The sequence below is a fragment of the Streptomyces sp. NPDC036813 genome (assembly GCF_055609245.1).
In genome coordinates this window covers 1-22,820 of sequence record NZ_JBVJPV010000022.1, presented here as the reverse complement: position 1 = coordinate 22,820, position 22,820 = coordinate 1, and the positions used below count along the sequence as shown (strand labels likewise).

Below are 22,820 nucleotides of genomic sequence, written 5' to 3'. Positions count from 1 at the left end.
GCTCCCGTGTGGCGCCCGCGCCCCGGACGGCGGCACCGCGCATCGCGCGAGCCGCGGACGTCAACGGTGGCCGATCTTCACGATCGGCCCCGGACCAGGCGCGGCGCCCGGGAGCCTGACGGGAGATACGCCCGCATGCTCGAGCCGACCGAACCCACCCAGGGTTCCGAAGACAACAACACTCCGAGCGACACCCTGCCGCCGCGTCGTCGGCGCCGTGCCGCTTCCCGCCCGGCCGGTCCGCCGGCCCACACCACCTCCGACGCCCCCGCCGAGACGGTCGAGCCGGCCATACCGGCCGCCGCGAGCGCCGAGGCGGACGAAGAGGCGGCCGAGGCCGCAGCCGCCGTGGTGAACACCGAGGCCGAGGAGGAGGCCGCCGTCGCCGAGGCGCCGGCCCCGCAGGCCGAGGAGGAGGCCGCGCCGGCCCGCCGTACGCGGCGCCGTGCGACCCGCCGGGCCTCCGCGCCCGCCGGTGCTCCGGCGTCTGCCGAGGCCGCTGAGACGGTCGTGGCTTCCGGTGCCGGTGAGGCCGCCGTCACCGAAGGGGAGGCCGCTGCGGTCGAGACCCCTGCGGTGGAGGCCCCCGCCGAGGAGCCCGCGCCCCAGGGCCGGAGCCGCCGTCGCGCCACGCGCCGTGCTTCCGCGCCCGCAGGTGCTCCGGCGTCCGCCGAGGCCGCCGAGACCGTGGTACCGGCCGCCGGCGGTGCCGAGACCGTCACCGAGACCGCCGAGGCCCCCGCCGCACAGGCCGCCGAGGAAGAGGCCGCACCCGCCCGCCGCTCGCGGCGTCGGGTGACCCGCCGGGTGTCCGCGCCCGCCGGTGCTCCCGAGGCTGCCGAGACGGTCGTGGCGGCTGGTGCCGCCGAGGCCCAGGCCGAGGTCGCCGAAGCCGCCGAGGCCCCCGCGTCCGAGGCCCTCGCCGAGGAGGCCGCCCCCAAGGGCCGTGGCCGCCGCCGGGTCGCCCGTCGGGCCTCCGCGCCCGCCGGAGCGCCGGCCGCCGCGGAGACGCCCGTGACCGCCGAGACCCCTGTGGGCGCCGGTGTCGACACCGAGACCGCCGCCGTGGCCGGCGTGGGCGAGCCCACCGCCGAGGCGCAGGAGCGGGCCCAGGCCACTGCGCAGGAGAAGGCCGCCGCCGAGACGGCCCCCGCAGCCAAGGTCTCCGAGCAGGCCGAGGACGGTGCCCCGCGCCGGGGTCGCCGCCGCGTGGAGCGCGGTGCCGCGACCGGCTTCGCCGCGCCCGCGCAGTCCGCCGCCGACGAGTCCGACTCGCCGCGTCGGCCCGCGCGCCCCGCGGTCGCCGTCTTCCAGGCGCCTGTGTTCACCGAGCCGAAGTTCCAGACCCCGGAGCGCGCCGCCGCCGAGGCGGCCGCCGAGGGCCGCCCCGCCCAGGCCGCCCAGGCCGTGGAGGCCGAGGAGCCGGCGGAGGAGCCGGCCGCCTCGCGCCGCCGCCGCCGGCGCCGGGGCGCGGCCGAGGAGCCGGAGCGGTCCGCCGAGAGCGCCGTCGAGGCCGAGACCCCCGCTGCCGACGAGGAGGCGGACGAGGCCGACGACCAGGCCGAGGACGCCGCCGAGGGCGAGGACAGCGAGGAGACGGGGTCCCGTCGCCGTCGCCGTCGTGGCGGCCGTCGTCGTCGCCGCGGTGAGTCCGGTGACGCGGAGGGCGCCGAGGCCGACGGCGAGGAGCTCGCCGCCGAGCAGGCCGCGCAGGACGCCGAGGACACCGCCGAGCAGGTCGAGGAAGACGACGAAGAGGCCGAGGAAGACGCCGACGACCAGGCCGGCGGGTCCACCGCGGGCAGCCGTCGCCGCCGTCGCCGTCGCCGTCGCGCCGGTGAGACGGCGGTGGACAACGAGCCGTCCGCCGACGACCCGGAGCGCACCGTCGTCAAGGTGCGCGAGCCGCGGCCGGCGCGCGAGAAGGGTTCCGAGCCGTCCGACGAGGTGCAGTCCATCAAGGGCTCCACGCGTCTGGAGGCCAAGAAGCAGCGCCGCCGTGAGGGCCGCGAGCAGGGCCGCCGCCGCGTGCCGATCATCACCGAGGCGGAGTTCCTGGCCCGCCGCGAGGCCGTCGAGCGTGTCATGGTCGTCCGCCAGCACGGCGACCGCACGCAGATCGGCGTGCTCGAGGACGGCGTGCTCGTCGAGCACTACGTCAACAAGGAGCAGTCGACCTCGTACGTCGGCAACGTCTACCTCGGCAAGGTGCAGAACGTCCTGCCGTCGATGGAGGCCGCCTTCATCGACATCGGCAAGGGCCGCAACGCCGTGCTGTACGCCGGTGAGGTCAACTTCGAGGCGCTCGGCATGGCCAACGGGCCGCGCCGTATCGAGTCCGCGCTGAAGTCCGGCCAGTCGGTCCTGGTCCAGGTCACCAAGGACCCGATCGGCCACAAGGGCGCCCGCCTGACCAGCCAGGTCTCGCTGCCGGGCCGCTACCTCGTGTACGTGCCCGAGGGCTCGATGACCGGCATCAGCCGCAAGCTGCCCGACACCGAGCGGGCCCGGCTGAAGACCATCCTCAAGAAGATCGTCCCCGAGGACGCGGGCGTCATCGTGCGCACCGCCGCCGAGGGCGCGAGCGAGGACGAGCTGCGCCGGGACGTCGAGCGGCTGCAGGCGCAGTGGGAGGACATCCAGAAGAAGTCCAAGAACGGCGGCAACGCTCCGACGCTGCTGTACGGCGAGCCGGACATGACCGTCCGGGTCGTGCGGGACATCTTCAACGAGGACTTCTCCAAGGTCGTCGTCAGCGGTGACGAGGCGTGGCAGACCATCCACGGGTACGTCGCGCACGTCGCGCCGGACCTGGCGGACCGGCTGCAGCGCTGGACCAGCGAGGTCGACGTCTTCGCCACGTACCGGATCGACGAGCAGCTCGCCAAGGCCCTGGACCGCAAGGTCTGGCTGCCCAGCGGCGGTTCGCTGGTGATCGACCGGACCGAGGCGATGGTCGTCGTCGACGTCAACACCGGCAAGTTCACCGGCCAGGGCGGCAACCTCGAGGAGACGGTCACCAGGAACAACCTGGAGGCGGCCGAGGAGATCGTGCGCCAGCTGCGGCTGCGCGACCTCGGCGGCATCATCGTGATCGACTTCATCGACATGGTGCTGGAGTCCAACCGGGACCTGGTGCTGCGCCGCCTGCTGGAGTGCCTGGGCCGTGACCGCACCAAGCACCAGGTCGCCGAGGTGACCTCGCTGGGCCTGGTGCAGATGACCCGCAAGCGGGTCGGCCAGGGTCTGCTGGAGTCCTTCTCCGAGACCTGCGTCCACTGCAACGGCCGCGGTGTCATCGTCCACCTCGACCAGCCCGGCACCACCGGTGGCGGCGGCAAGCGCAAGAAGCGCGCGCGGGCCGGTGCGGCCGACCAGCCGCACGAGCACGAGCACGAGGTCATGGAGACGGCGGTGCAGACCGCGCCGACCGCCGAGGAGGAGGCCGAGAGCGAGGCCGAGGTGGCCGCCGAGGCCGCCGAGCCGGTCGCGCTGCCCGAGCCGGCCTTCGCCCCCGACGAGGAGCTGTACAGCAGCATTGCCGAGGCCGAGGCGGCCGCGTCCCGCGGTGGCCGCGGCCGGCGCCGGGCGAGCCGGCGGGCGTCCGCTCCGGCGGGCGCGCCGAAGGCGGAGTCCGCGAAGGCGGAGGCCCCCGCGGTTGAGCCGGTGAAGGCCGAGGCCACGAAGCCGGAGCCGAAGGGCCGGCGGCGCAAGGCCGCGCAGGCCGAGGCCGTCGAGGCACAGGAGCCGACCGCGCAGACGGTGACCGCCGAGCAGGAGGCCGAGCGTCCCGTGCAGCCGGAGCCGGCCGCCGAGGCGCTGGCCGAGCCCGCGGCCGTCGAGGACGCCGTCGTCGCGGCGCCCGAGGCTCCGGCCGCCGAGCCGGCCGCACCCCAGGGCCGTACCCGCCGCCGGGCCACCCGCCGGGTGTCCGCGTCGGCCGGTTCGCCCTCCGGGGCCGAGGCGGCCGTGGTGACGGTCCCGGAGACCGCGCCCGCCGCGCCCCAGCAGGCCGAGGCTCCCGCCGAGGCGCAGGCCCCGGTCGCCGAGGCTGCCGAGGCTCCCGCCGAGGCCGCCGCTCCGGCCCGTCCGCGGCGCCGGGCCGTGCGCAAGGCCACCGCGCCGACCGCACCGGCGGAGACGGCCGTCGTGGTCCTGCCGTCGGCCGAGGCGCAGGCCCCGGCCGAGGCGACCGAGGCCGCCGACGCGGCGCAGGCCGCCGAGGAGTCCGAGGCCGCCCCGGCCAGGAAGACCGCCCGCAAGGCGGCCAAGAAGGCCACGGCGAAGAAGGCCGCCACCAAGAAGACGACGGCCACCAAGACGGCCGCGAAGAAGACGGCGGCCAAGAAGACGACGACGAAGAAGGCGGCGGCCAAGAAGACGACCGCCAAGAAGACGTCGGCGGCGCAGCAGACGGCCCCGTCCGTCTCGGCCTCCACCGACGAGTCCTGACCGATCAGGTCACACGGGGCCCGGTTTGACCCTTGCGGGCCGGGCCCCGTAACCTAGACCGTCGGCGTGTCCAATGCACATGCCACATCCCCGTAAACCTCTTCCTCCCGGGCACACGGCTGGCCGGGAGAGGTCGTCCGCGTCATGTCGGGCGGCTGGCCTGCGGGGGTGCCGTTCCCCGAGCGAGAGAGTGAGATCCGCGTGTACGCCATCGTGCGCAGCGGTGGTCGCCAGCACAAGGTTGCTGTCGGCGACATCGTTGAGGTTGACAAGATTTCCACTGCCAAGGTTGGCGACACGGTCGAGCTCTCGACCCTGCTCGTTGTCGACGGCGACGCCGTGACCAGCGACCCGTGGGTGCTGGCCGGCATCAAGGTCCAGGCCGAGGTCGTGGACCACCACAAGGGCCAGAAGATCGACATTCTGCGCTACAAGAACAAGACCGGCTACCGCCGTCGTCAGGGCCACCGCCAGCAGTACACGGCGATCAAGGTCACGTCGATCCCCACGGCCGCGAAGTAAGGGACTGAGGAGAAATGGCACACAAGAAGGGCGCATCGTCCACCCGGAACGGTCGCGACTCCAATGCCCAGCGGCTCGGCGTGAAGCGCTTCGGCGGTCAGGTCGTCAACGCGGGTGAGATCCTGGTCCGCCAGCGCGGCACCCACTTCCACCCGGGTGCGGGCGTCGGCCGTGGCGGCGACGACACGCTGTTCGCGCTGCAGGCCGGCTCGGTGCAGTTCGGCACCTTCCGTGGCCGCAAGGTCGTGAACATCGTTCCGGTCGCCTGAGACGGCTGATCGGAAGCTTTCGCGAGGCGGACCTCACTTCCCGGTCGGGAAGGCGGGTCCGCCTTTCGCGTGTTACACCGAAGACATCTCGTACCACGAGAATCTCTCGTACGTTTCTGGAGGCATCCCACCATGACCACCTTCGTGGACCGCGTCGAACTGCATGTCGCCGCGGGTAGCGGAGGTCACGGCTGTGCCTCCGTCCACCGCGAGAAGTTCAAGCCGCTCGGCGGTCCGGACGGCGGCAACGGCGGGCGTGGCGGCGACGTCATCCTCACCGTCGACCAGTCCGTGACCACGCTGCTGGACTACCACCACTCCCCGCACCGCAAGGCCACCAGCGGCAAGCCCGGTGAGGGCGGCAACCGCTCCGGCAAGGACGGCCAGGACCTGATCCTGCCGGTCCCGGACGGCACCGTCGTGCTGGACAAGGCCGGCAACGTCCTCGCCGACCTCGTCGGCCACGGCACCTCCTTCGTCGCCGCCCAGGGAGGCCGCGGCGGCCTCGGCAACGCGGCGCTGGCCTCCGCCCGCCGCAAGGCGCCCGGCTTCGCGCTGCTCGGCGAGCCCGGCGACCTGCGCGACATCGTGCTGGAGCTGAAGACCGTCGCCGACGTGGCACTGGTCGGTTACCCGAGCGCAGGCAAGTCCTCGCTGATCTCGGTGCTGTCCGCAGCCAAGCCGAAGATCGCGGACTACCCGTTCACCACGCTCGTGCCGAACCTCGGTGTCGTCACCGCCGGTTCGACCGTCTACACCATCGCCGACGTGCCCGGCCTCATCCCCGGCGCCAGCCAGGGCAAGGGTCTGGGCCTGGAGTTCCTGCGCCACGTCGAGCGGTGCAGCGTGCTCGTGCACGTGCTGGACACGGCGACCCTGGAGTCCGAACGTGACCCCGTCTCCGACCTCGACATCATCGAGGAGGAGCTGCGCCAGTACGGCGGCCTCGACAACCGGCCCCGCATCGTCGTCCTGAACAAGATCGACGTGCCCGACGGCAAGGACCTCGCCGAGATGGTCCGCCCCGATCTGGAGGCCCGCGGTTACCGCGTGTTCGAGGTGTCCGCGGTCGCTCACATGGGCCTGAAGGAGCTGTCGTTCGCGCTGGCCGACCTGGTGGCGCAGGCGCGGGCCGCCAAGCCCAAGGAGGAGGCGACCCGTATCGTCATCCGGCCCAAGGCCGTCGACGACACCGGGTTCACCGTCACCCGTGAGGACGCCGCCGGCGAGCCGCTGTTCCGGGTACGTGGCGAGAAGCCCGAACGCTGGGTGCGCCAGACCGACTTCAACAACGACGAGGCCGTCGGCTACCTCGCCGACCGGCTCAACCGCCTCGGTGTGGAAGAGGAGTTGATGAAGGCGGGCGCCCGCTCCGGCGACGGCGTCGCCATCGGCCCCGAGGACAACGCGGTCGTCTTCGACTGGGAACCGACCGCGATGGCGGGCGCCGAGATGCTCGGCCGGCGTGGCGAGGACCACCGCTTCGAGGCCCCGCGCCCCGCGGCGCAGCGCCGCCGCGACCGCCAGGCCGAACGGGACGAGGCGGAGCGCGAGTTCGACGACTTCGACCCGTTCTAGGCCGCAGACCGCTGTGGGTGCGGCCCGGGCGGCGGTCAGAAACCGCCGCCCAGCTGCACGTACTGCCGCAGGCTCAGGGCGTCGTAGGCGGTTCCCAGCAGCGGGTCGGGGGAGTCGCGGAACACGGAACCACCGGACGTGGACAGCAGAGCGCGGACACCCCTGTCGGCCCAGGCGCACTGCCGGACATGCTGTTCCCGGGCGACCAGCACCTGGCACTTGAGCAGCACCGGCTCCCGCCGCACGCCCTCCTCCGGCTTCAGGAGGAACAGCCGGGGCTTCCCGGCCACCGTCACGCCGGGCGCCTCGGCGGCCGTGCGCAGCATGTGGTCACGGGCCCGCCGAGGGTCCTCGATGCGGCCGTAGGCGCCGTCGACGGTGAGCCACTGGCCCGGAGTCCCCGTCGGCCCGTCGTCGTACGGCGCGAAGAAACCGGAGACCTCCGTCACGTGTTCATGGCCGGGATCCGGTGCCGTGGCGACATGCGGAACGCCGTCCGGACGGCTCTCCCGGCGGATCCAGCCGTCGTCCCACAGCGTGTCGGGGATCTTGAGGACGGGTGGGCCGGACGCGTACCGCACGTAGCTCTTGGCGCCGGCCAGCGGCCCCCGCGTCATGCTCCAGAGCCCCGGCCCGGCGCACAGCAGGCCCACCACGGCGCACGACACCCACAGGGCCCGGCGCGTGCCCGTACGGCCCAGGACCAGCGCGAGCAGCACGAAACCGCCGGCGACGCCGAGCAGGACCGCCCCGGCCTTCTGCCGGCCATCCCGGCTGCCCCGGGTCTCGCCCTCCTCCTGCGGGACCGGAGCGGTCAGGAGGAAACGGGTCCTGCCGACCGGCGTCTCCCTGCCCGCCTTGCTGACGCTCACGCCGACCTCTTCGGCGACGAGGGCACCGCCGATCCGGACGGTCACCGGGCGCACCGTCGGGCAGCTGACGAACGTCCTCCACGCGGTGGCCTTCTTCCGGCAGCCCTTGCCGACCGTCATCGGCGTGGCGCTGCGCGGCAGGGCGTAGTCGAGCGTCATCCGCCGGCCGACCGGGTCTCCCTCCGCCAGGTGGCCACGGGAACCGTCCGGCCGCTCCGGGTAGACCTCGGGCCGTATCGTCAGGGTCGCGCCCACGTCGGCGGTGACGTAGTCCTCCTGCGCCACCACCACGTCGTAGGCGGGCTGGTCGGTGTCCGGCGAAGCACTCGCGGGGCCCGCGCCGCCCAGCAGCAGCGCGGCCGCGACGACCACGCACCGCACCGTGCGAAGAGCCGGCATTCTCGTCCTTCCGTCAACCACAGGCGTACCTCCGTCAGACCTGCGGTCGGCGGGATCGGTTGTACGGCACATCGAGAAGGGCCCGCCCGCACCTCCCCGGAGGGATGGTGCGGGCGGGCCCTTCTCGATGAACGGGTGTCTTACGCCACCGGCTCCGGATCACGGTCCGCCGGCGACGGGTCCTTCGCCTCCTCGGACGGACCGGACGACTGCGGGCTCTGTCCGCCCACCCGGCCGAAGCGCGGCTTCGCTGCGATCAGCGGCAGCGTCAGGATGCCGAGGAACAGCGGCGCGAACATGTACCGGGCGAGCGGCGCCGGGTTGGCCGCCACCACCGTCAGCTGAAGCGCCAGCGGGACCGACATCATGGCCAGCGGCGCCCAGGAGCGCTGCCGGCGCGCGAACGTCAGGAAGATCGCGTAGGCGACGTAGCACCAGGTCGCGCCCCGCCACAGCAGCCACTGCAACTGCGGGGTCTTGCTGGCCTTCCACGAGAAGAACGCCAGCTTGTGCAGCGTGTCGCTGAGCGGGCGGATCTTCAGGATCGGCCGGTACTCGCTGTGCTTGATGTCCTGGTTCCAGTCGGCCCAGCCGAACAGGTTCTTCGGCACCGACGGCGGGCTGATCAGCGTCTGGCCCATCTTGTCGGCCGGCCCCGGGAACGGAGACCAGGCGATGTGCGAGCGGCACAGCCGCGCCCCGATCATCTGGTCCGGGGTGCGCTGAAGAACCCGCATCCACAGGTCCATCAGCTGGTCGTTGTACTCGGCGGCCTTCTTGCGGTTCATCGGCTTCTGCATCGCCCAGTCGGCGTTGTAGCAGTTGGCCGCCTTGCCGCCCCAGTGGGACAGCGGCGCCACCTTGGCCATCAGCGCCTTGTCCGACTTGGAGAAGGTCCACGGCGCCTTGCCGTAGACGACCGCGATGTCCGCGTAGTTCATCGCGTACACCTGGTCCTTGGTCGGGGTGATCACGCCCAGCGCGGGGTAGATCGCCACCTGCAGCACGCCCGCGATCACCGCCGGGATCACCGTGGCGACCAGCATCGCCCGGCGCATCTTCGGCAGGACGAACAGCAGCACCGGCGCGGCGAGGACGGCGACGAGCAGACCGTTGTTGCGGAACAGGCCCATCGCCAGGAAACCGACGAACAGCATCGCGACGTCGTTGCGGAACGCCTTGTCGCGCACCGCCTGCCTGCCGCGCATCCGGCGCACCACGAGCCGTCCGGCCGCGCCGAAGGCCACCACCGAACCGATGACGAACGGCACGTCCTTCCACACGAAGATCGTGAACGAGCCGATCGACGGCAGCGCCGCCACCACGATCGCCGCCGTCGCGCTCCACTTGCCGGGCACGCCGAACTGGCGCAGCGTCATCGCCACATAGGCCAGCGCCGCGGCCATGGCGACGCTCTGCACGAACGTCAGCAGGGCCAGGTCACCGGTGACCTGGAGGGAGAGCCAGACCAGTCCGTCGTAGGCCACCGAGTGGTTGGACATCCAGTGCCCGGTGGTGACGTGCCAGACGTAGGCGATGGAGTCGTAGCTCATCCCGCCGGGGTAGAAGGCCGCCCACCACAGCAGGAAGATGACCTGGGTGACGGCGTAGACGGCCAGGGGCATCCGGCGCCGGGCCGGAATGCGTTCCAGGCGCTGCCTGACGGCTCTGGGGATCGTGGGCACGCTCAACGCTCCGCGGAATCGGTGGACGAAGGTTCGGGGTGCGCGAGTTCCAGCATCCGGTGGATGACCCGCTCGCCGGCGTGGCCGTCGTCGAGGTCGCAGAAGACGTCCTTGAACTCCCGGTAGGCCCCCGTGTAGGAAGCGCTGATCCGGTCGATGTCGGCGAGCGCGTCGATCAGTTCGTCCGACGTCTGCAGCAGGGGACCGGGGGCCTTGTCCTCGAAATCGAAGTAGAAGCCCCGCAGCTGGTCGCGGTAGTACTCGAGGTCGTACGTGAAGAACAGCATCGGACGGCCCGTGTTCGCGAAGTCGAACATGAGCGACGAGTAGTCCGTGACCAGCACGTCGGTGATCAGGAACAGCTCGGCGATGTCCGGGTAGCTGGAGACGTCGAAGACGAAGCCGTCACCGGCGCCGGGCACGGCGTCGACGATGTTCGAGTGCTTGCGCACGAGCAGGACATGGTCGTCGCCCAGGCGCTCGGCGGCCTTCCTCACGTCCAGCCGCATGTCGAACTTGTAGTTGCCGGCCCGGTAGAACTGGTCGTCGCGCCAGGTCGGCGCGTACAGCACGACCTTCTTGTCGGCCGGCAGGCCGATCCGCTCGCGCACGCTCTTGGCCAGCTCCTCGGTCTCCTCGGAGAGCAGCACGTCGTTGCGCGGGTAGCCGGACTCCAGGATCTCGCCCTCGAACTGGAACGCCCGCCGCATGATCGGCGTGGAGAAACGGTTGGGGGAGACCAGGAAGGACCAGCTCGGCGCCTCCTCGGCGACCTTCTGCAGGTACTTGCGGTCGGCGAACTGGACGCTGTCGATGTCGTGGCCGATCCGCTTGAGCGGCGTGCCGTGCCAGGTCTGCACGATGACCTGGCCCTCGCGGCGGCGGATCCAGTGCGGCAGGTGCGTGTTGGTGACGATGTACCGGCTGCGGCCGAGAGCCTCGTACCACTCGCGGCTCCAGCGGCGGATGACCTTCACGCCCTCGGGGATCTCGGCGCGGAGGTCCTCGACCACCCACACGTGCTCCAGCTCGTCGCCCCGGCGCACCAGCTGCTCGTAGACGGCGCGCGGCGAGTCGGAGAACTGGCGCCCGGAGAACGAGGCGTACAGGACGGTGTCCTTCAGCGGCGCGATACGGGCCTGCGCGTACACCTTGGTGCGCAGCTCGCGCTGGCGGTACCAGCCGACCTCGGCCGGGCCGAGGTCGGAGGCGGCCTCGATCAGCAGCCGGTCGAAGAAGCGGTGGGTGAGCGTGTAGTCCCGGCCGCGCACGGTGAAGTCGACGGGCAGGGCGTCCAGCGCGGACGGCACGGCACGCACCGGTACCTCCACGCGGGAGTCGGCGGTGCGGGCGAACAGGTACCAGCGGCCCTGGCGCAGCGGCACCTGGGCGATGCTGTCCGGCACGGGCAGGAACTCGGCGCTCAGCACACCGTCGGCGACGGTCGCCGGGTAGGTGTGTTCCTCGGCGTGCCGGCTGTGCCGTACGACGATCTCGACCGGCTCGTCGACGTGTGCCGGCAGCGCGGCGGTGAGGGCGATACGGCCCTCGGCGGTGACGGAGACCTCGCCGGCCATGGGCTGCACGGGCTGGGTGCGCAGCACCAGACGGCCGGAGCCGTCGCTGGTGACGGCGATCACGCGGCCGCCCCAGGCGGCGGTGGGCCGGCCGTCGACGGACGTCTGCCGGCCGAGGTCGCCCTCGGCGGCGTCCACGGCGACGGGGAAGCGGCGCTTGCCGCCGACGCCCAGCTCGGCCGTCCACTTGTCGGAGACGTGCAGGTTGTCGCTGTCCCGGCCCTCGACGTCCAGGTCGGCGAGCGGCACCCGCACGGAGAACGTGCCGCCGCTGCCACGCTCCACCGGCAGGTCGAGCGTGGCCTCGGTGGACCCGTGGGTCAGGCGCAGGGTGAGCGGCGCGTCGCCGGTGGCCGCGTCGTGGCCGAGTGTGCCGGTCAGCACCAGCACCCCGTCCTCGGCCCGGTGACCGGTCAGCCGCGCCCGCACCCGCTCCACCCGCAGGTACAGGTGCTCGTCGGCGACGTACGGCACGACCCGCACGTCCTTGTCGACCCAGAACGGGGACGGGCTCTGCGCGCTGCCGGTCTCGCCGGCCTTCAGCCGGGTCCGGCGCACGATGCCCTGCTGGACGGTGGTGACGGTGAGCCGCCACACGCCGTCGCGCCAGCCGCCTCGTGCCTTGAGCTTGGCCGGGTTCAGGTCCGCGGTGAAGCCGGACCAGTCGTAGTTGTGCAGCGACTGGCCGGAGGTCTGCGTGGCGCGCAGCGCGCGCGCCTGGTCCGGGCGGACCAGCACCGTGCGGCGGCTGCCGACCTCGCGCAGCATCAGCACGCGCAGGGTGGTGCGCTGCGGCCGCTCGGCGGCGAGGTTGCGGATGTAGGCGTGGCCCTCGAGGTGCAGCCGGCCGTCGCGCCAGATCAGCGCCTCGGCGCGGGCGCGGGCGGAGAAGTCGTTGTCGACGCGCAGCACCGAGCGCGGCACGGGCCGCTTGCCCTGGTCGAGGACGGGATAGTCGGCGAGGTGGCGCAGGCCCTGCCGGACCACGGGGACGGCCCGGCCGGTCTCCCGCTCGTAGGCGAGCAGCTCCATCAGCTCCTCGAGGCGGCCCTCGCGGATCAGATGGCACTTCAGCCGCAGCGCGACCGGCAGGCGGGGCATGACCGCCTCGTCGACGCGGCCGAGGAAGTCGGCGGCGCCGCTCATGAACAGCTCGCGGAACTCGTCGCCGGCCTCGTCGAGCACGCCCATGAACAGCGGCAGTTCGTCGGTGATGAAGATCTCGTCGTACCAGCGCTTGTGGGTGACGTACTCCTCGCCGGGCTGGGAGGCGAGGAAGCGGCTGACCCGGTCGCAGGAGCGGATGCGGTCGCGGACGTTGACCGGCTCGGTGCGGCGCTGGGTGATCGACGGGGCGCCGCCGGTGCGCTGGCGCCACAGGTAGATCGGCTCACCCAGTACGTCGACGGCGGAGGCCAGGAAGTGCGCGGGCAGCGTGACCGGGGCGTCCTCGTAGAGGATCCCGGGGAACTCGAAGGCGTGCTTGTCCCAGAACGAGCGGCGGAAGACCTTGTTCCACGCGGTGCGGTCGTAGACGAGGTTCTTGTCGCGGCTGATGTGGGTCCGCGTGCGGTCGGTGCGCAGCCGCTTCTCGTGCAGCGGGGAGATCAGGATCTCGCCGGCCTTGAGCAGGTTGACGTTGCCGCTGACGAAGTCCGAGCCGGACGCCTCGAGGCTGGCGATGCACCGCTCGTAGGCGTCGGGCAGCACGATGTCGTCGCTGTCCACGAACGCGAGGAACTCGGTGCCCTCGGTGAGGTGGGCCACACCGGTGTTGCGTGCGGGGCCGAGTCCCTGGTTCTCCTGCGCGACGACCCGGATCCGGTCGTCCTTCGCCGCCCATTTCCTGGCGATCGCGAGGCTGCCGTCCGTGGAGCCGTCGTCCACGACGATTGCCTCCCAGTCGGTGAACGTCTGGTCCGCGATCGACTGCAGGCACTCGTCGAGGAAGAGTTCCACGTTGTACACGGGAACGACTAGTGACAGACGGGGAGGCATCTGCGGTACTGCGCCTTTCTCAGGTTACGTATGTGTCCGGCGGCGACCGGACCCGCCGGACACGGTAGCTCTAGCCCCGCGTGAGACGGCTCGGACGCTCCGCCGGAAGTGTCACCGGCGGTACGTCCTCCTGGTTCATGAAGACCCTGCGTACCACACGCTCCGCCGCCCGGCCGTCGTCGAACTCGCAGAACCGCCTGCGGAACTCCGTGCGTGCCTTGGCAGAGGTGTCGTCGCACCAGCGCCCCGAGAGGAAGACGTCCAGGAGGTCCCCTTCGGTTTCCACCACGTGGCCGGGCGACTCTACGTGAATGTCGAAGTAGGTGCCCCGGGTGGCCCGGTACACCTCCCAGTCATTGGCAAAGACGACGATCGGCCGGTCCAGCAGCGCGTAGTCGAACATCAACGAGGAGTAGTCGGTGAGCAGACAGTCCGCCGCGAGGTACAGCTCCTCCACCGACGGGTGCCCGCTCACGTCGACGACCGGGGAGCCGTCCGTGGCGCCGGGGCCCGTGCCGAGGTTGAAGTAGTGGACGCGCGAGAGCACCGTGAAGCCGTCACCGAGCCGCTCGGCGAAGTGCTCCAGGTCGAGCAGCGGCCGGGGCGCCGCCTGGTAGTCACGGTGGGTCGGCGCGTACAGCACGACCTTCTTGTCCGGGGCGAGACCGAGCTTCTCGCGGGCCCGGGCCCGGTCCTCGTCCGTGGCGTTGACCAGCACGTCGTTGCGCGGGTAGCCGTAGTCGAGGGAGGTGTACCCGGCCGGGTAGGCCCGGTTCCAGATCGCGGTGGTGAAGCTGTTGGAGGAGATGCTGTAGTCCCAGCGGTCTATCCGCTGGATCAGCGTCTCCATGTCGAGGTCGGCCTGGCCGATCGGGTACTCGACGAGGTCGACGCCCATCCGCTTGAGCGGCGTGCCGTGGTGGGTCTGCACGAAGACCTGACCCGGACGCTTGACCACCAGGGTCGGAAAATTGACGTTGTTGACCAAATATTTGCTGCGGGCCATCGCCTTCCAGAAGCCCCACGAGCCCGGACGCACCACGGTGGTGCCGGCCGGCGGCTTGTTGCGCGCGTCCGGCTTGAGCACCCAGGTCGTCTTCACGTGCGGGGCCAGTTCCAGCAGCTTCTCGTGGATGGCCGCCGGGTTGCAGGCGTAGTCGGCGTTCCAGTACGCGGCGAAGACGGCCGTGTCCTTGCGCACCGGCAGCATCCGCTGACCGCGGTAGTACGCGCGCAGCACCACCGAACGCACCGGCTTCTTCGCCCGGCGGGCGGCGCGGTAGGCGCGGCGGGCGACGGGGCGCAGCCTGGCCGGGAGCCGGTCGGCGACGCGGCGCCTGGCAGGCTTCCCGGAGGTGGCCTTCGGCTCGTGGTACCCGGCCGGGCGGCGGGCCTGCTCGGCTTCGAGCCGGCGGGCCCGGAACTCGGCACGCGCGTCGGCGGGCAGCCGGCCCGGCATCCGCTCGATGACGCCCAGGTGGAAGGCCATGCGGTCGTACAGCGGGCCGCGCCAGTGGTCGAACTGCGGGTGGGCGTCGAGGAAGGAGAAGACCAGGTCGTACTGGTCGAAGACGTCGAAGTGCTTACGGCTGGAGGAGGACAGGATGGAGCCCTGGCGCCGCTGGCGGTAGTGCACGCAGACCCGGTCCAGCAGGGCCATGGTCTCGGCGGCCACCATCACCGGATAGGTCCACGGGGTGTCCTCGTAGTAGCCCTTCGGGTACTCGAAGCCCCAGCGCTCCACGAAGTCGCGGCGGTAGGCCTTGTTCCAGGCGACCTGCAGCAGCAGCAGCAGGTCGGGGTGGTCGTCCAGCCGGAACGTGCCGCGAGGGCCGTCGGAGAGCAGCGACCGCTTGGCGTTCGGGGAGACCCGGCCGTCCCAGTAGGTGCGCTCGTAGTCGAAGACCAGCAGCTCGGGGTCGCCGGTCTCCTCCAGGCGCCGCGCGATGGCCTGAAGGGAGCCCGGCAGCAGCGTGTCGTCGCTGTCCAGGAAGAGCAGGTAGGTGCCCCGGGCGCGGGCCATGCCCACGTTGCGCGCCCGGCCGAGCCCCACGTTCTGCTCGAGCTGCACCGCCACCACACGAGGGTCGAGCCCCGCGTACTCGTCCATGATCTCGCCGCACGCGTCGGGTGAGGCGTCGTTGACCGCGATGACCTCGAAGTCCGTGAAGGACTGGCCGAGCACCGAGTCGAGACAGTCGCGCAGATACGCCTCGACCCCGTACGCCGGAACGATGATGCTGAACCGGGGTGTGGCGCTCTCTTGGGCTTGCGTGGGAATCATGTGGACTTTGCGCTTTCGGAGGGGGGAGGCGGGGCGCGGTTCCGCGGGGCGGGGGTGGGGGATACGAGCTCGCCCGCCCCTGCGGGGTGTCACTCGGACCGGGTCAGGGCGTACCTGAGCAGACGGCGCGTGGCGTCGGACTGACGGTGACGCAGGGCACCCGGCAGCAGGGTCAGCGCGTGCAGCCGCATCGACAGGTGACGGCGCGCGGACCGGGCGGCCTTGGGCCAGCCGTGACGCTCCAGGTCGTCGGCCACCTCGTTGAAGAACCGCACGGCCTCCCCGAACCGGGCGCCGGTGAGGGCCTCCGCCGAGGACAGGCTGCCGGAGTGGCGCCGGTAGCGGAAGGCGGGTGCCGGTTCCACGACCAGCTTCTCGCCGCGCCGGATCAGCTCGATGATCAGGGCCAGGTCCTGGATGACGGAGAGGTCCTCGCGGAAGTTGACCGCCTTGACGGCGTCGGCACGCCAGCAGATCGACGGGAAGTAGAGCCAGTTCCCGCCGAGCAGGTTGGCGGCCAGCGGCTCGCCCGACAGCACCAGGCGGCGGCCGTTGTGCTTCGGCGCGTACAGGCGCCGCTTGACCTCGTCGCCGAGCGAGGTGGAGGGGTTGCCGTGCTCGTCGATGACCTCGACGCCGGGCTGGTAGATCGCCGCGTCCGGCACGGCCTCGATCGCGGCCCGCAGCGTCTCGACATACGTCGGGAGCAGCAGGTCGTCGCTGCCGAGCATGGTGAAGTGCGTCGACTCCACGAGCTCCACGCACTTGCGGAAGTTGCGGGTGATGCCGAGGTTCTGCTCGTTGCGCATGTAGCGCACCCGCTCGTCGCCGAGGGAGGCGAACCACTCCGGGACGCCCGGTTCGCGGCCGTCGTCGACGACCGTGAGCCGCCAGTCCTTGTCGGTCTGGTCCAGCACGCTCTGCACCGCTGCCTGCATCAGGGCGGTGTCGCCGTAGTGCGGCAGCATGATGTCGAGGGTCTGCACGCGCGTCACTTCCCGTTCCGGGCGGGCCGCAGCACCGAGCGGCGGCTGAACGCGAGCAGCAGGATCATGCCGATGCGGCCGAGGTACAGGGTGGCCTTCAGGGGCGACTGGCTGGGGGTGCCGGTCGTGCGCGGGCGCATCGCGACGGGGACCTGCTCGACGCGGTACCCGGCCCGGATCACGGCGATGGTGGACTCCACGGTGTCACCGAGGTACTCCACGGGGTACCAGCGGGCGAACACGTCGATCAGGTCGCGGTCGCAGGCCCGGAAGCCGGAGGTGACGTCGGTGAGCTTGGTGCGCGCCATGCGCGACAGCCAGAACGCGAGCACCAGCATCGCCCACCGGCGCGGGCCGCGGGCCTCGTACTCGCCGGTGCCGGCGAACCGGGCGCCCATGACGAGATCGGCGCCGCTCTCCAGCCGGGCGAGCAGCTCCGGCACGTTGCGCGGGTCGTGCTGACCGTCGGCGTCGACCTGGATGGCGATGTCGTAGTCGCGGTCGTGGGCGTACTTGTACCCGGCGCGCATCGCGCCGCCCACCCCGAGGTTGTACGGCAGCTTCATCACCGTCGCGCCGGCGGCACGGGCGACCGCGGCGGTCTCGTCGGCGGAACCGTCGTCGACCACGAGGACGTCCGCACCCGGAAGGGTGGCGTGGACCTCCTTGATGACGTCGGCGACGCCGTCCGCCTCGTTCCACGCCGGCATGATGATCAGCACACGCTTGCCGTCGATCACTTCCCGTCCCCCTGTTCTGCGGATGCGGCGGGGGTCTCCAGCTCGGCCAGCCGGGCCCGCAGGTCCTGCACGTCGATGCGGAGCAACGCCACCTCTTCGGAGAGGGTGCGCCCCTCCTCCTCCAGATGTCCGACTTCCCAGCTGAGCTGGAGCGAGACGACGAAGAGGAAGGCGACGCCCATGAACAGCACCAGGCTGACCCCGGAACGCACTCCGAGGACCTCGGACACCGCGTCCACACCCCGGGGGAAGAACCCGAGCGGGATGATCACCAGACCGGTGATCACCCAGAGGAAGGCGTACTTCTCCTTGAGCTTGCGACGGCGCAGGAGCTCGACGATGCACGCGACGAGGACGACTCCGGTGACCGAAGTCAGCATCCACAACTGCATACCGCACTCCGGTGTATCGGACGACTCATGGAAAGGGCCTGTCTACTCTTCCAGGGGTGTGTACCAGGGGGAGCGGCTGCTGAGGGACCCACCCGACCGGACCCCGGCTCATGCGGGGGCCCGGTTACGAAGAGTGATGGAATGGCGGTCACCCTATGAGCGCACCGGGCGGTAGCTTACACGAGCGCGAATGGCGAGTGACATGCAGGTGGCCACCGTCAGTGACCCTGCGGTGTACGCCACTTCGACCCTCGTGCGCAGGTCCAGCGGGCTCAGCGTGACCGCGATCAGCACCAACGTGCCCACCACCCAGGACAACAGCTGAAGTCGCGCACCGTTACTGGTCAGCAGAGCCTGACCCAGCACCATGGCCAGCATGTACAGGGTCGTACCGGCCGACAGCCAGGCGAAGTCCGCCGCGCCGAGCACGTCCGGGGCGCCGAACACCGTGGGCAGGATCGCAGGTCCGAGCGCCACCGCGCCCAGTCCGCCCGCGACGCCCAGGCCGGCCGTGACCGACGCGGCCCGCAGCAGCAGCCGACGGTAACCCTGCGTGTCCCCCTCGGCGGCCGCCGAGGACAGTCCCGCGAGCAGCGACACCTGGAAGGCGCCGAACACGAACAGCGGCACCCGGGCCAGCACCAGCGCCGACAGCAGCGCCGCGACCAGCGCGTCGTCGTTCGTCGAGATCAACTTGGTGCTGATCACCGCGATGTTGACGAGCAGCTGCGCCAGCAGCGTCGAGCCGACCAGCAGCCCGAGGTGCTCGATCAGCTCCCGCCAGTGCGCCTGCGACCCCGGCCGCGCCCCCTGGAACACCGGCTTGATCGTCGCCAGTACGGCCAGCAGCGGGGCCACCGTCAGCACGGCCGCGAACGCGAACGGCGACGTCACACCGGCCACCGCGAGCCCGCCCGACAGCACGATCCGCAGCACACCGTCCAGGCCCAGCTGCATGCCGTAGGCCTGGAACCGGCCGAGACCGGCGAGGATGCCACGCGTCACATACGCCACGGCCAGCGCCGCGAAGGCACCGGCCAGGGAGTACACGAGGCTCGTGTCGCCGTGGAAGAACAGGTCGGCGATCCACCCGGCGAACGCCACGAGCGGCACCAGCACCAGCGCCAGCAGGCTCGCGGAGAGAACCGCGCCGCGCCGCAGCACCGGCAGCACCCCGTCGCCGTGCACCGCGCGGGCGGCGACGATCCGGGTGATCTCCTGCTCGACCGGGAAGAACAGCCCGAGGCCGATGGAGAAGACCACCGTCCACAGCACCGAGAAGCTCGCCATGTCGTCGACGGCGAGCGTGTGGCCCGCCGCCGCGAGATGGACGTAACTGGCCACACCGAGCACCGCGGTGCCGGCGCCGACGAACGCGGTGCCCTGCGGCAGTGCCGTGGTGATGCGGTCGAGGAGACTCACGCGCGCGTCCGCTCCTCGGAGGCGATCACCTTCAGCGCCTCGGCCAACTGCTCACGCCAGTGCGGCTGCACTTCCACGCCAGCCTCGGCCCACCGCTCGTGCGCGAGCACGCTGTAGGAGGGGCGGCGGGCCGGCCGGACGAACTTCTCCGACGTCGTCGGGCGCACCCGCTCCGGGTCCAGACCGGTCAGCTCGAACGCGGCCCGGGCCAGGTCGAACCAGGTGCCCGTGCCGGAGGCGGTGCCGTGGTAGACGCCCGCCGGGGCCCGCCCGGCCAGGGCCGCCTCGGCCAGGTCCGCGATCTGCCGGGCGAGCGCGACGGTCCAGGTGGGCTGCCCGCGCTGGTCGTCGACCACGTCCACGGTGTCCCGCTGCGCGGCCAGGTTCAGCATGGTCGCGACGAAGTTGCGCCCGTGCGCGCCGTACAGCCACGCCGTGCGCACCACATAGCCGCGCTCGGGCAGCAGCTCGGTCACCGCCCGCTCACCGGCCAGCTTGCTGCGGCCGTAGGCGTTGACGGGCGCGGTGGGGGCGTCGTGCCGGTACGGCTCGCTCGCGTCACCGGGGAAGACGTAGTCGGTGGAGATCTGGATCAGCACGGCACCGCTGTCGGCGCACGCCTCGGCGAGCACCCGCGGGCCCTCCCCGTTGACACGGGTGGCGGCGGCCTCCTCGGCCTCGGCGCCGTCCACGTCGGTCCACGCGGCGGCGTTCACCACCACGTCGTGCCCGGCGACGGCCGCGCGCACCGCGTCGGTGTCGGTGATGTCCAGCCCGTGGCGGGTCACCGCGTTCACGTGCAGTCCGCGGCCGCCGAGGACATGGGTCAGATCGCGGCCCAGCATGCCGGCCGCGCCGGTGATCAGCACTCGGGTCATGCCGACAGCGCCGCCTTCGCCTTGAGCGGCTCCCACCAGGCGCGGTTGTCGCGGTACCACTGGACGGTGTCGGCCAGGCCCTGCTCGAAGGTGACGAGCGGCTTGTAGCCCAGTTCCTCCTGGATCTTGGCGATCGACAGGGAGTAGCGCAGGTCGTGACCCTTGCGGTCCTCGACGTGCTCGACCATGTCCCAGCCGACGCCGCAGGCCTGAAGCAGCATGCCGGTCAGCTCCTTGTTGGTCACCTCGGTGCCGCCGCCGATGTGGTAGACCTCACCGGCGCGGCCGCCGCGCAGGACCATCTCGATGCCCCGGCAGTGGTCGGACACGTGCAGCCAGTCGCGCACGTTCAGGCCCTCGCCGTACAGCGGGACCTTCTTGCCGTCCAGCAGGTTCGTGGTGAACAGCGGGATCATCTTCTCGGGGAAGTGGTACTGCCCGTAGTTGTTGGAGCAGCGGGTGACGACCACGTCCATGCCGTGCGTGCGGTGGTACGACAGCGCCAGCAGGTCCGAGCCGGCCTTGGAGGCCGAGTACGGGGAGTTCGGCGCCAGCGGCCAGTCCTCGGTCCACGAGCCCTCGGTGATCGAGCCGTACACCTCGTCCGTGGAGACGTGCACGAACCGGCCCACGCCGTGGCGCTTCGCGGCGTCCAGCAGCACCTGCGTACCCAGCACGTTCGTGGTGACGAACGGCGAGGAGTCCAGGATCGAGCGGTCCACGTGCGACTCGGCGGCGAAGTGCACCACCGCGTCCTGGCCGCGCATCACGTCGTCCACCGTCGCGAAGTCGCGGATGTCGCCGCGCACGAACGTGTAGCCGGACTTGTCGGCCACCGGGGCGAGATTCGCCTCGTTCCCGGAATAGGTCAGGTTGTCCAGCACGGTGACCTGGGCACCCTCGCCGGAGGGCAGCTCTCCGAGAAGCAGGGCGCGCACGAACTGTGAACCGATGAATCCGGCGCCGCCGGTGACGAGAATCTTCATAAGGCCCACTATCCTAGGCGCAGCCGCGTGGGCCCCCGTTCGGTGCCGGTTGGGTCCCGGTTCGGCCGCCGTTTCCGTGGCAGTTCTCACCCCCGTCTCACCCAGTGGATGTCCGGGGCGGTCATCTGCCTGCCGTAGGCTGCGTGCCCATGCGTGGAATTGTGCTCGCCGGTGGTACCGGCTCCCGTCTGTGGCCGATCACCCGTGCGGTGTCGAAGCAGCTGATGCCGGTCTTCGACAAGCCGATGATCTATTACCCGCTGTCCACCCTGGTCATGGCCGGGCTGCGGGACATCCTGGTCATCACCGGTCCCGACGAGCGCCCCCAGTTCGAGCGGCTGCTCGGCGACGGCTCCGACTGGGGTCTGAACATCGAGTTCGCCACGCAGGACGAGCCCAACGGCATCGCCGAGGCCTTCGTCATCGGCGAGGACTTCATCGGTGACGAGCCGGTCGCGCTCATCCTCGGCGACAACATCTTCCACGGCGTCGGCCTCGGCCGGCAGCTCGCCAAGTACCGCGAGCCCGAGGGCGGCGTCGTCTTCGCGCACGCCGTCTCCGACCCGACCGCCTACGGCGTCGTCGACTTCGACGAGGACGGCCGCGCCCGCTCCATCGAGGAGAAGCCGCAGAACCCGAAGTCCCGCTACGCCGTGCCCGGTCTGTACTTCTACGACAGCCGGGTCGTCGAGATCGCCAAGGGCCTCAAGCCCAGCGCCCGCGGCGAGCTGGAGATCACCGACGTCAACGGCTACTACCTGGAGCGCGGCGAGCTGCAGGTGTCGGTGCTCGACCGCGGCACGGTCTGGCTGGACACCGGCACCTTCCAGTCCCTCGTCCAGGCCTCCGAGTACGTGCGCGTGGTCGAGGAGCGGCAGGGCATGAAGATCGGCTGCCTGGAGGAGGCCGCCTGGCGCGCCGGGTTCATCGACGACGCCCGGCTGCGCGAGCTCGCCGAACCGCTGACCAAGAGCGGCTACGGCAACTACCTGCTGGACCTGCTGGCCCACGAGTCCGGGCGCGTCTGAGAGAGGAAGGGGACTTTAAGTCATGAAGGTCAACCCCCTTGGTATCGAGGGCGCGTGGGAGTTCGTCCCGCAGCAGCACGGTGACGCCCGCGGTCTGTTCCTGGAGTGGTACAAGGCCGAGCGCATGGCCGAGGCCGTCGGCCACCCGCTCGACCTGAAGCAGGGCAACCTCTCCGTCTCCGCCGCCGGCGTGGTGCGAGGCATCCACTTCGCCGACGTGCCGCCCGGCCAGGCCAAGTACGTCACCTGTGTGCGCGGTGCGGTGCTCGACGTCATCGTCGACGTCCGGGTCGGCTCGCCCACCTTCGGGCAGTGGGAGGCCGTGCGCCTCGACGACACCGACCGCAAGGCCGTCTACCTCTCCGAGGGCCTCGGCCACGGCTTCTGCGCCCTGACCGACGACGCGACCGTCACCTACCTGTGCTCCGAGGGCTACGCCCCGCAGCGCGAGCGGACCGTCCACCCGCTCGACCCGGCGATCGGCATCGAGTGGCCGGTCGACGGCGAGCCCGAGCTGTCCGCGAAGGACGCCCAGGGCCCGACGCTTCAGCAGGCGCGCGAGGCGGGCATCCTGCCGGTGTACGAGGAGTGCCTGGCGTTCCGGGCGTCGCTCGCACAGCGCGACTGAGCGCTTACGCTGCGCATATGCGGGACTGTTAGTACTGCAACGGTGCTTGCTGTGACTGATGGCCAGGTCAGGGGCTGTGTCCGCGCCGTTTGTAGTGGCTGGTGCGGGCCTGGTGTTGTCGTCG

Annotated in this window: 16 protein-coding genes; 6 read left to right on the top strand and 10 right to left on the bottom strand. The window is 71.4% G+C overall.

Translation table 11 applies throughout. From position 1 onward, the window contains the following. Nucleotides 1-135: 135 nt before the first annotated feature. From ACZ67Q_RS34445 to obgE, 4 genes are all read left to right on the top strand, one after another. On the top strand, nt 136-4,452 hold the full coding sequence (locus ACZ67Q_RS34445) for an Rne/Rng family ribonuclease (RefSeq protein WP_471190246.1): 4,317 nt from the start codon (nt 136-138) through the stop codon (nt 4,450-4,452). Nucleotides 4,453-4,653: 201 nt separating this feature from the next. Next, a complete protein-coding gene (gene rplU, locus ACZ67Q_RS34440; protein ID WP_009188585.1) occupies nt 4,654-4,974 on the top strand; it encodes a 50S ribosomal protein L21 in 321 nt (106 codons plus the stop codon). Nucleotides 4,975-4,988: 14 nt separating this feature from the next. Continuing rightward, nucleotides 4,989-5,243 (top strand): 50S ribosomal protein L27, encoded by a 255-nt coding sequence (gene rpmA / locus ACZ67Q_RS34435; protein WP_010476314.1) that lies wholly within the window; start codon nt 4,989-4,991, stop codon nt 5,241-5,243. A 132-nt stretch (nt 5,244-5,375) separates the two neighbouring features. Then, a complete protein-coding gene (gene obgE / locus ACZ67Q_RS34430) occupies nt 5,376-6,821 on the top strand; it encodes a GTPase ObgE (RefSeq protein WP_471190243.1) in 1,446 nt (481 codons plus the stop codon). Nucleotides 6,822-6,856: 35 nt separating this feature from the next. Here the strand turns inward: obgE and ACZ67Q_RS34425 are convergent, their stop codons facing one another. The 10 genes from ACZ67Q_RS34425 to rfbB all read right to left on the bottom strand — a co-directional run bounded on the left by ACZ67Q_RS34425 (nt 6,857) and on the right by rfbB (nt 21,040). Continuing rightward, a complete protein-coding gene (locus ACZ67Q_RS34425) occupies nt 6,857-8,092 on the bottom strand; it encodes a hypothetical protein (RefSeq protein ID WP_471190241.1) in 1,236 nt (411 codons plus the stop codon). Nucleotides 8,093-8,232: 140 nt separating this feature from the next. Next, nucleotides 8,233-9,777, bottom strand: a complete 1,545-nt coding sequence (locus ACZ67Q_RS34420; RefSeq protein WP_471190239.1) for a DUF6020 family protein — start codon at nt 9,775-9,777, stop codon at nt 8,233-8,235. A 2-nt stretch (nt 9,778-9,779) separates the two neighbouring features. Then, the gene (locus ACZ67Q_RS34415) at nt 9,780-13,352 is read right to left on the bottom strand and encodes a bifunctional glycosyltransferase/CDP-glycerol:glycerophosphate glycerophosphotransferase (protein ID WP_471190237.1); all 3,573 of its coding nucleotides are present in this window, start codon (nt 13,350-13,352) and stop codon (nt 9,780-9,782) included. Between the two features lie 70 nt (nt 13,353-13,422). Continuing rightward, nucleotides 13,423-15,636: a bifunctional glycosyltransferase/CDP-glycerol:glycerophosphate glycerophosphotransferase gene (locus ACZ67Q_RS34410; RefSeq protein WP_471190234.1), complete on the bottom strand. Its 2,214-nt coding sequence runs from the start codon at nt 15,634-15,636 to the stop codon at nt 13,423-13,425. 89 nt (nt 15,637-15,725) lie between these two features. Continuing rightward, nucleotides 15,726-16,631, bottom strand: coding sequence for a glycosyltransferase family 2 protein (locus tag ACZ67Q_RS34405; RefSeq protein WP_471190232.1), 906 nt, complete (start codon nt 16,629-16,631; stop codon nt 15,726-15,728). After that, nucleotides 16,628-17,362: a glycosyltransferase family 2 protein gene (locus ACZ67Q_RS34400; RefSeq protein WP_471190229.1), complete on the bottom strand. Its 735-nt coding sequence runs from the start codon at nt 17,360-17,362 to the stop codon at nt 16,628-16,630. The genes ACZ67Q_RS34405 and ACZ67Q_RS34400 overlap by 4 nt, the downstream gene beginning before the upstream one ends. Beyond that, nucleotides 17,359-17,742, bottom strand: a complete 384-nt coding sequence (locus ACZ67Q_RS34395) for a DUF2304 domain-containing protein (protein WP_471190227.1) — start codon at nt 17,740-17,742, stop codon at nt 17,359-17,361. Before ACZ67Q_RS34395 ends, ACZ67Q_RS34400 begins: the two co-directional genes overlap by 4 nt. Nucleotides 17,743-17,907: 165 nt before the next feature. Then, on the bottom strand, nt 17,908-19,176 hold the full coding sequence (locus ACZ67Q_RS34390) for a polysaccharide biosynthesis protein (RefSeq protein WP_471190225.1): 1,269 nt from the start codon (nt 19,174-19,176) through the stop codon (nt 17,908-17,910). Then, the gene (gene rfbD / locus ACZ67Q_RS34385; protein WP_471190223.1) at nt 19,173-20,054 is read right to left on the bottom strand and encodes a dTDP-4-dehydrorhamnose reductase; all 882 of its coding nucleotides are present in this window, start codon (nt 20,052-20,054) and stop codon (nt 19,173-19,175) included. The genes ACZ67Q_RS34390 and rfbD overlap by 4 nt, the downstream gene beginning before the upstream one ends. Then, a complete protein-coding gene (gene rfbB, locus ACZ67Q_RS34380) occupies nt 20,051-21,040 on the bottom strand; it encodes a dTDP-glucose 4,6-dehydratase (RefSeq protein WP_471190221.1) in 990 nt (329 codons plus the stop codon). Before rfbB ends, rfbD begins: the two co-directional genes overlap by 4 nt. Nucleotides 21,041-21,189: 149 nt before the next feature. Here rfbB and rfbA point away from each other — a divergent pair, with 149 nt between their 5' ends. Together rfbA and rfbC are read left to right on the top strand one after the other, a co-directional pair. Then, the gene (rfbA, locus tag ACZ67Q_RS34375; protein WP_471190219.1) at nt 21,190-22,068 is read left to right on the top strand and encodes a glucose-1-phosphate thymidylyltransferase RfbA; all 879 of its coding nucleotides are present in this window, start codon (nt 21,190-21,192) and stop codon (nt 22,066-22,068) included. 22 nt (nt 22,069-22,090) lie between these two features. Then, nucleotides 22,091-22,696 (top strand): dTDP-4-dehydrorhamnose 3,5-epimerase, encoded by a 606-nt coding sequence (rfbC, locus tag ACZ67Q_RS34370; RefSeq protein ID WP_471190217.1) that lies wholly within the window; start codon nt 22,091-22,093, stop codon nt 22,694-22,696. The last annotated feature ends 124 nt before the right edge of the window (nt 22,697-22,820 follow it).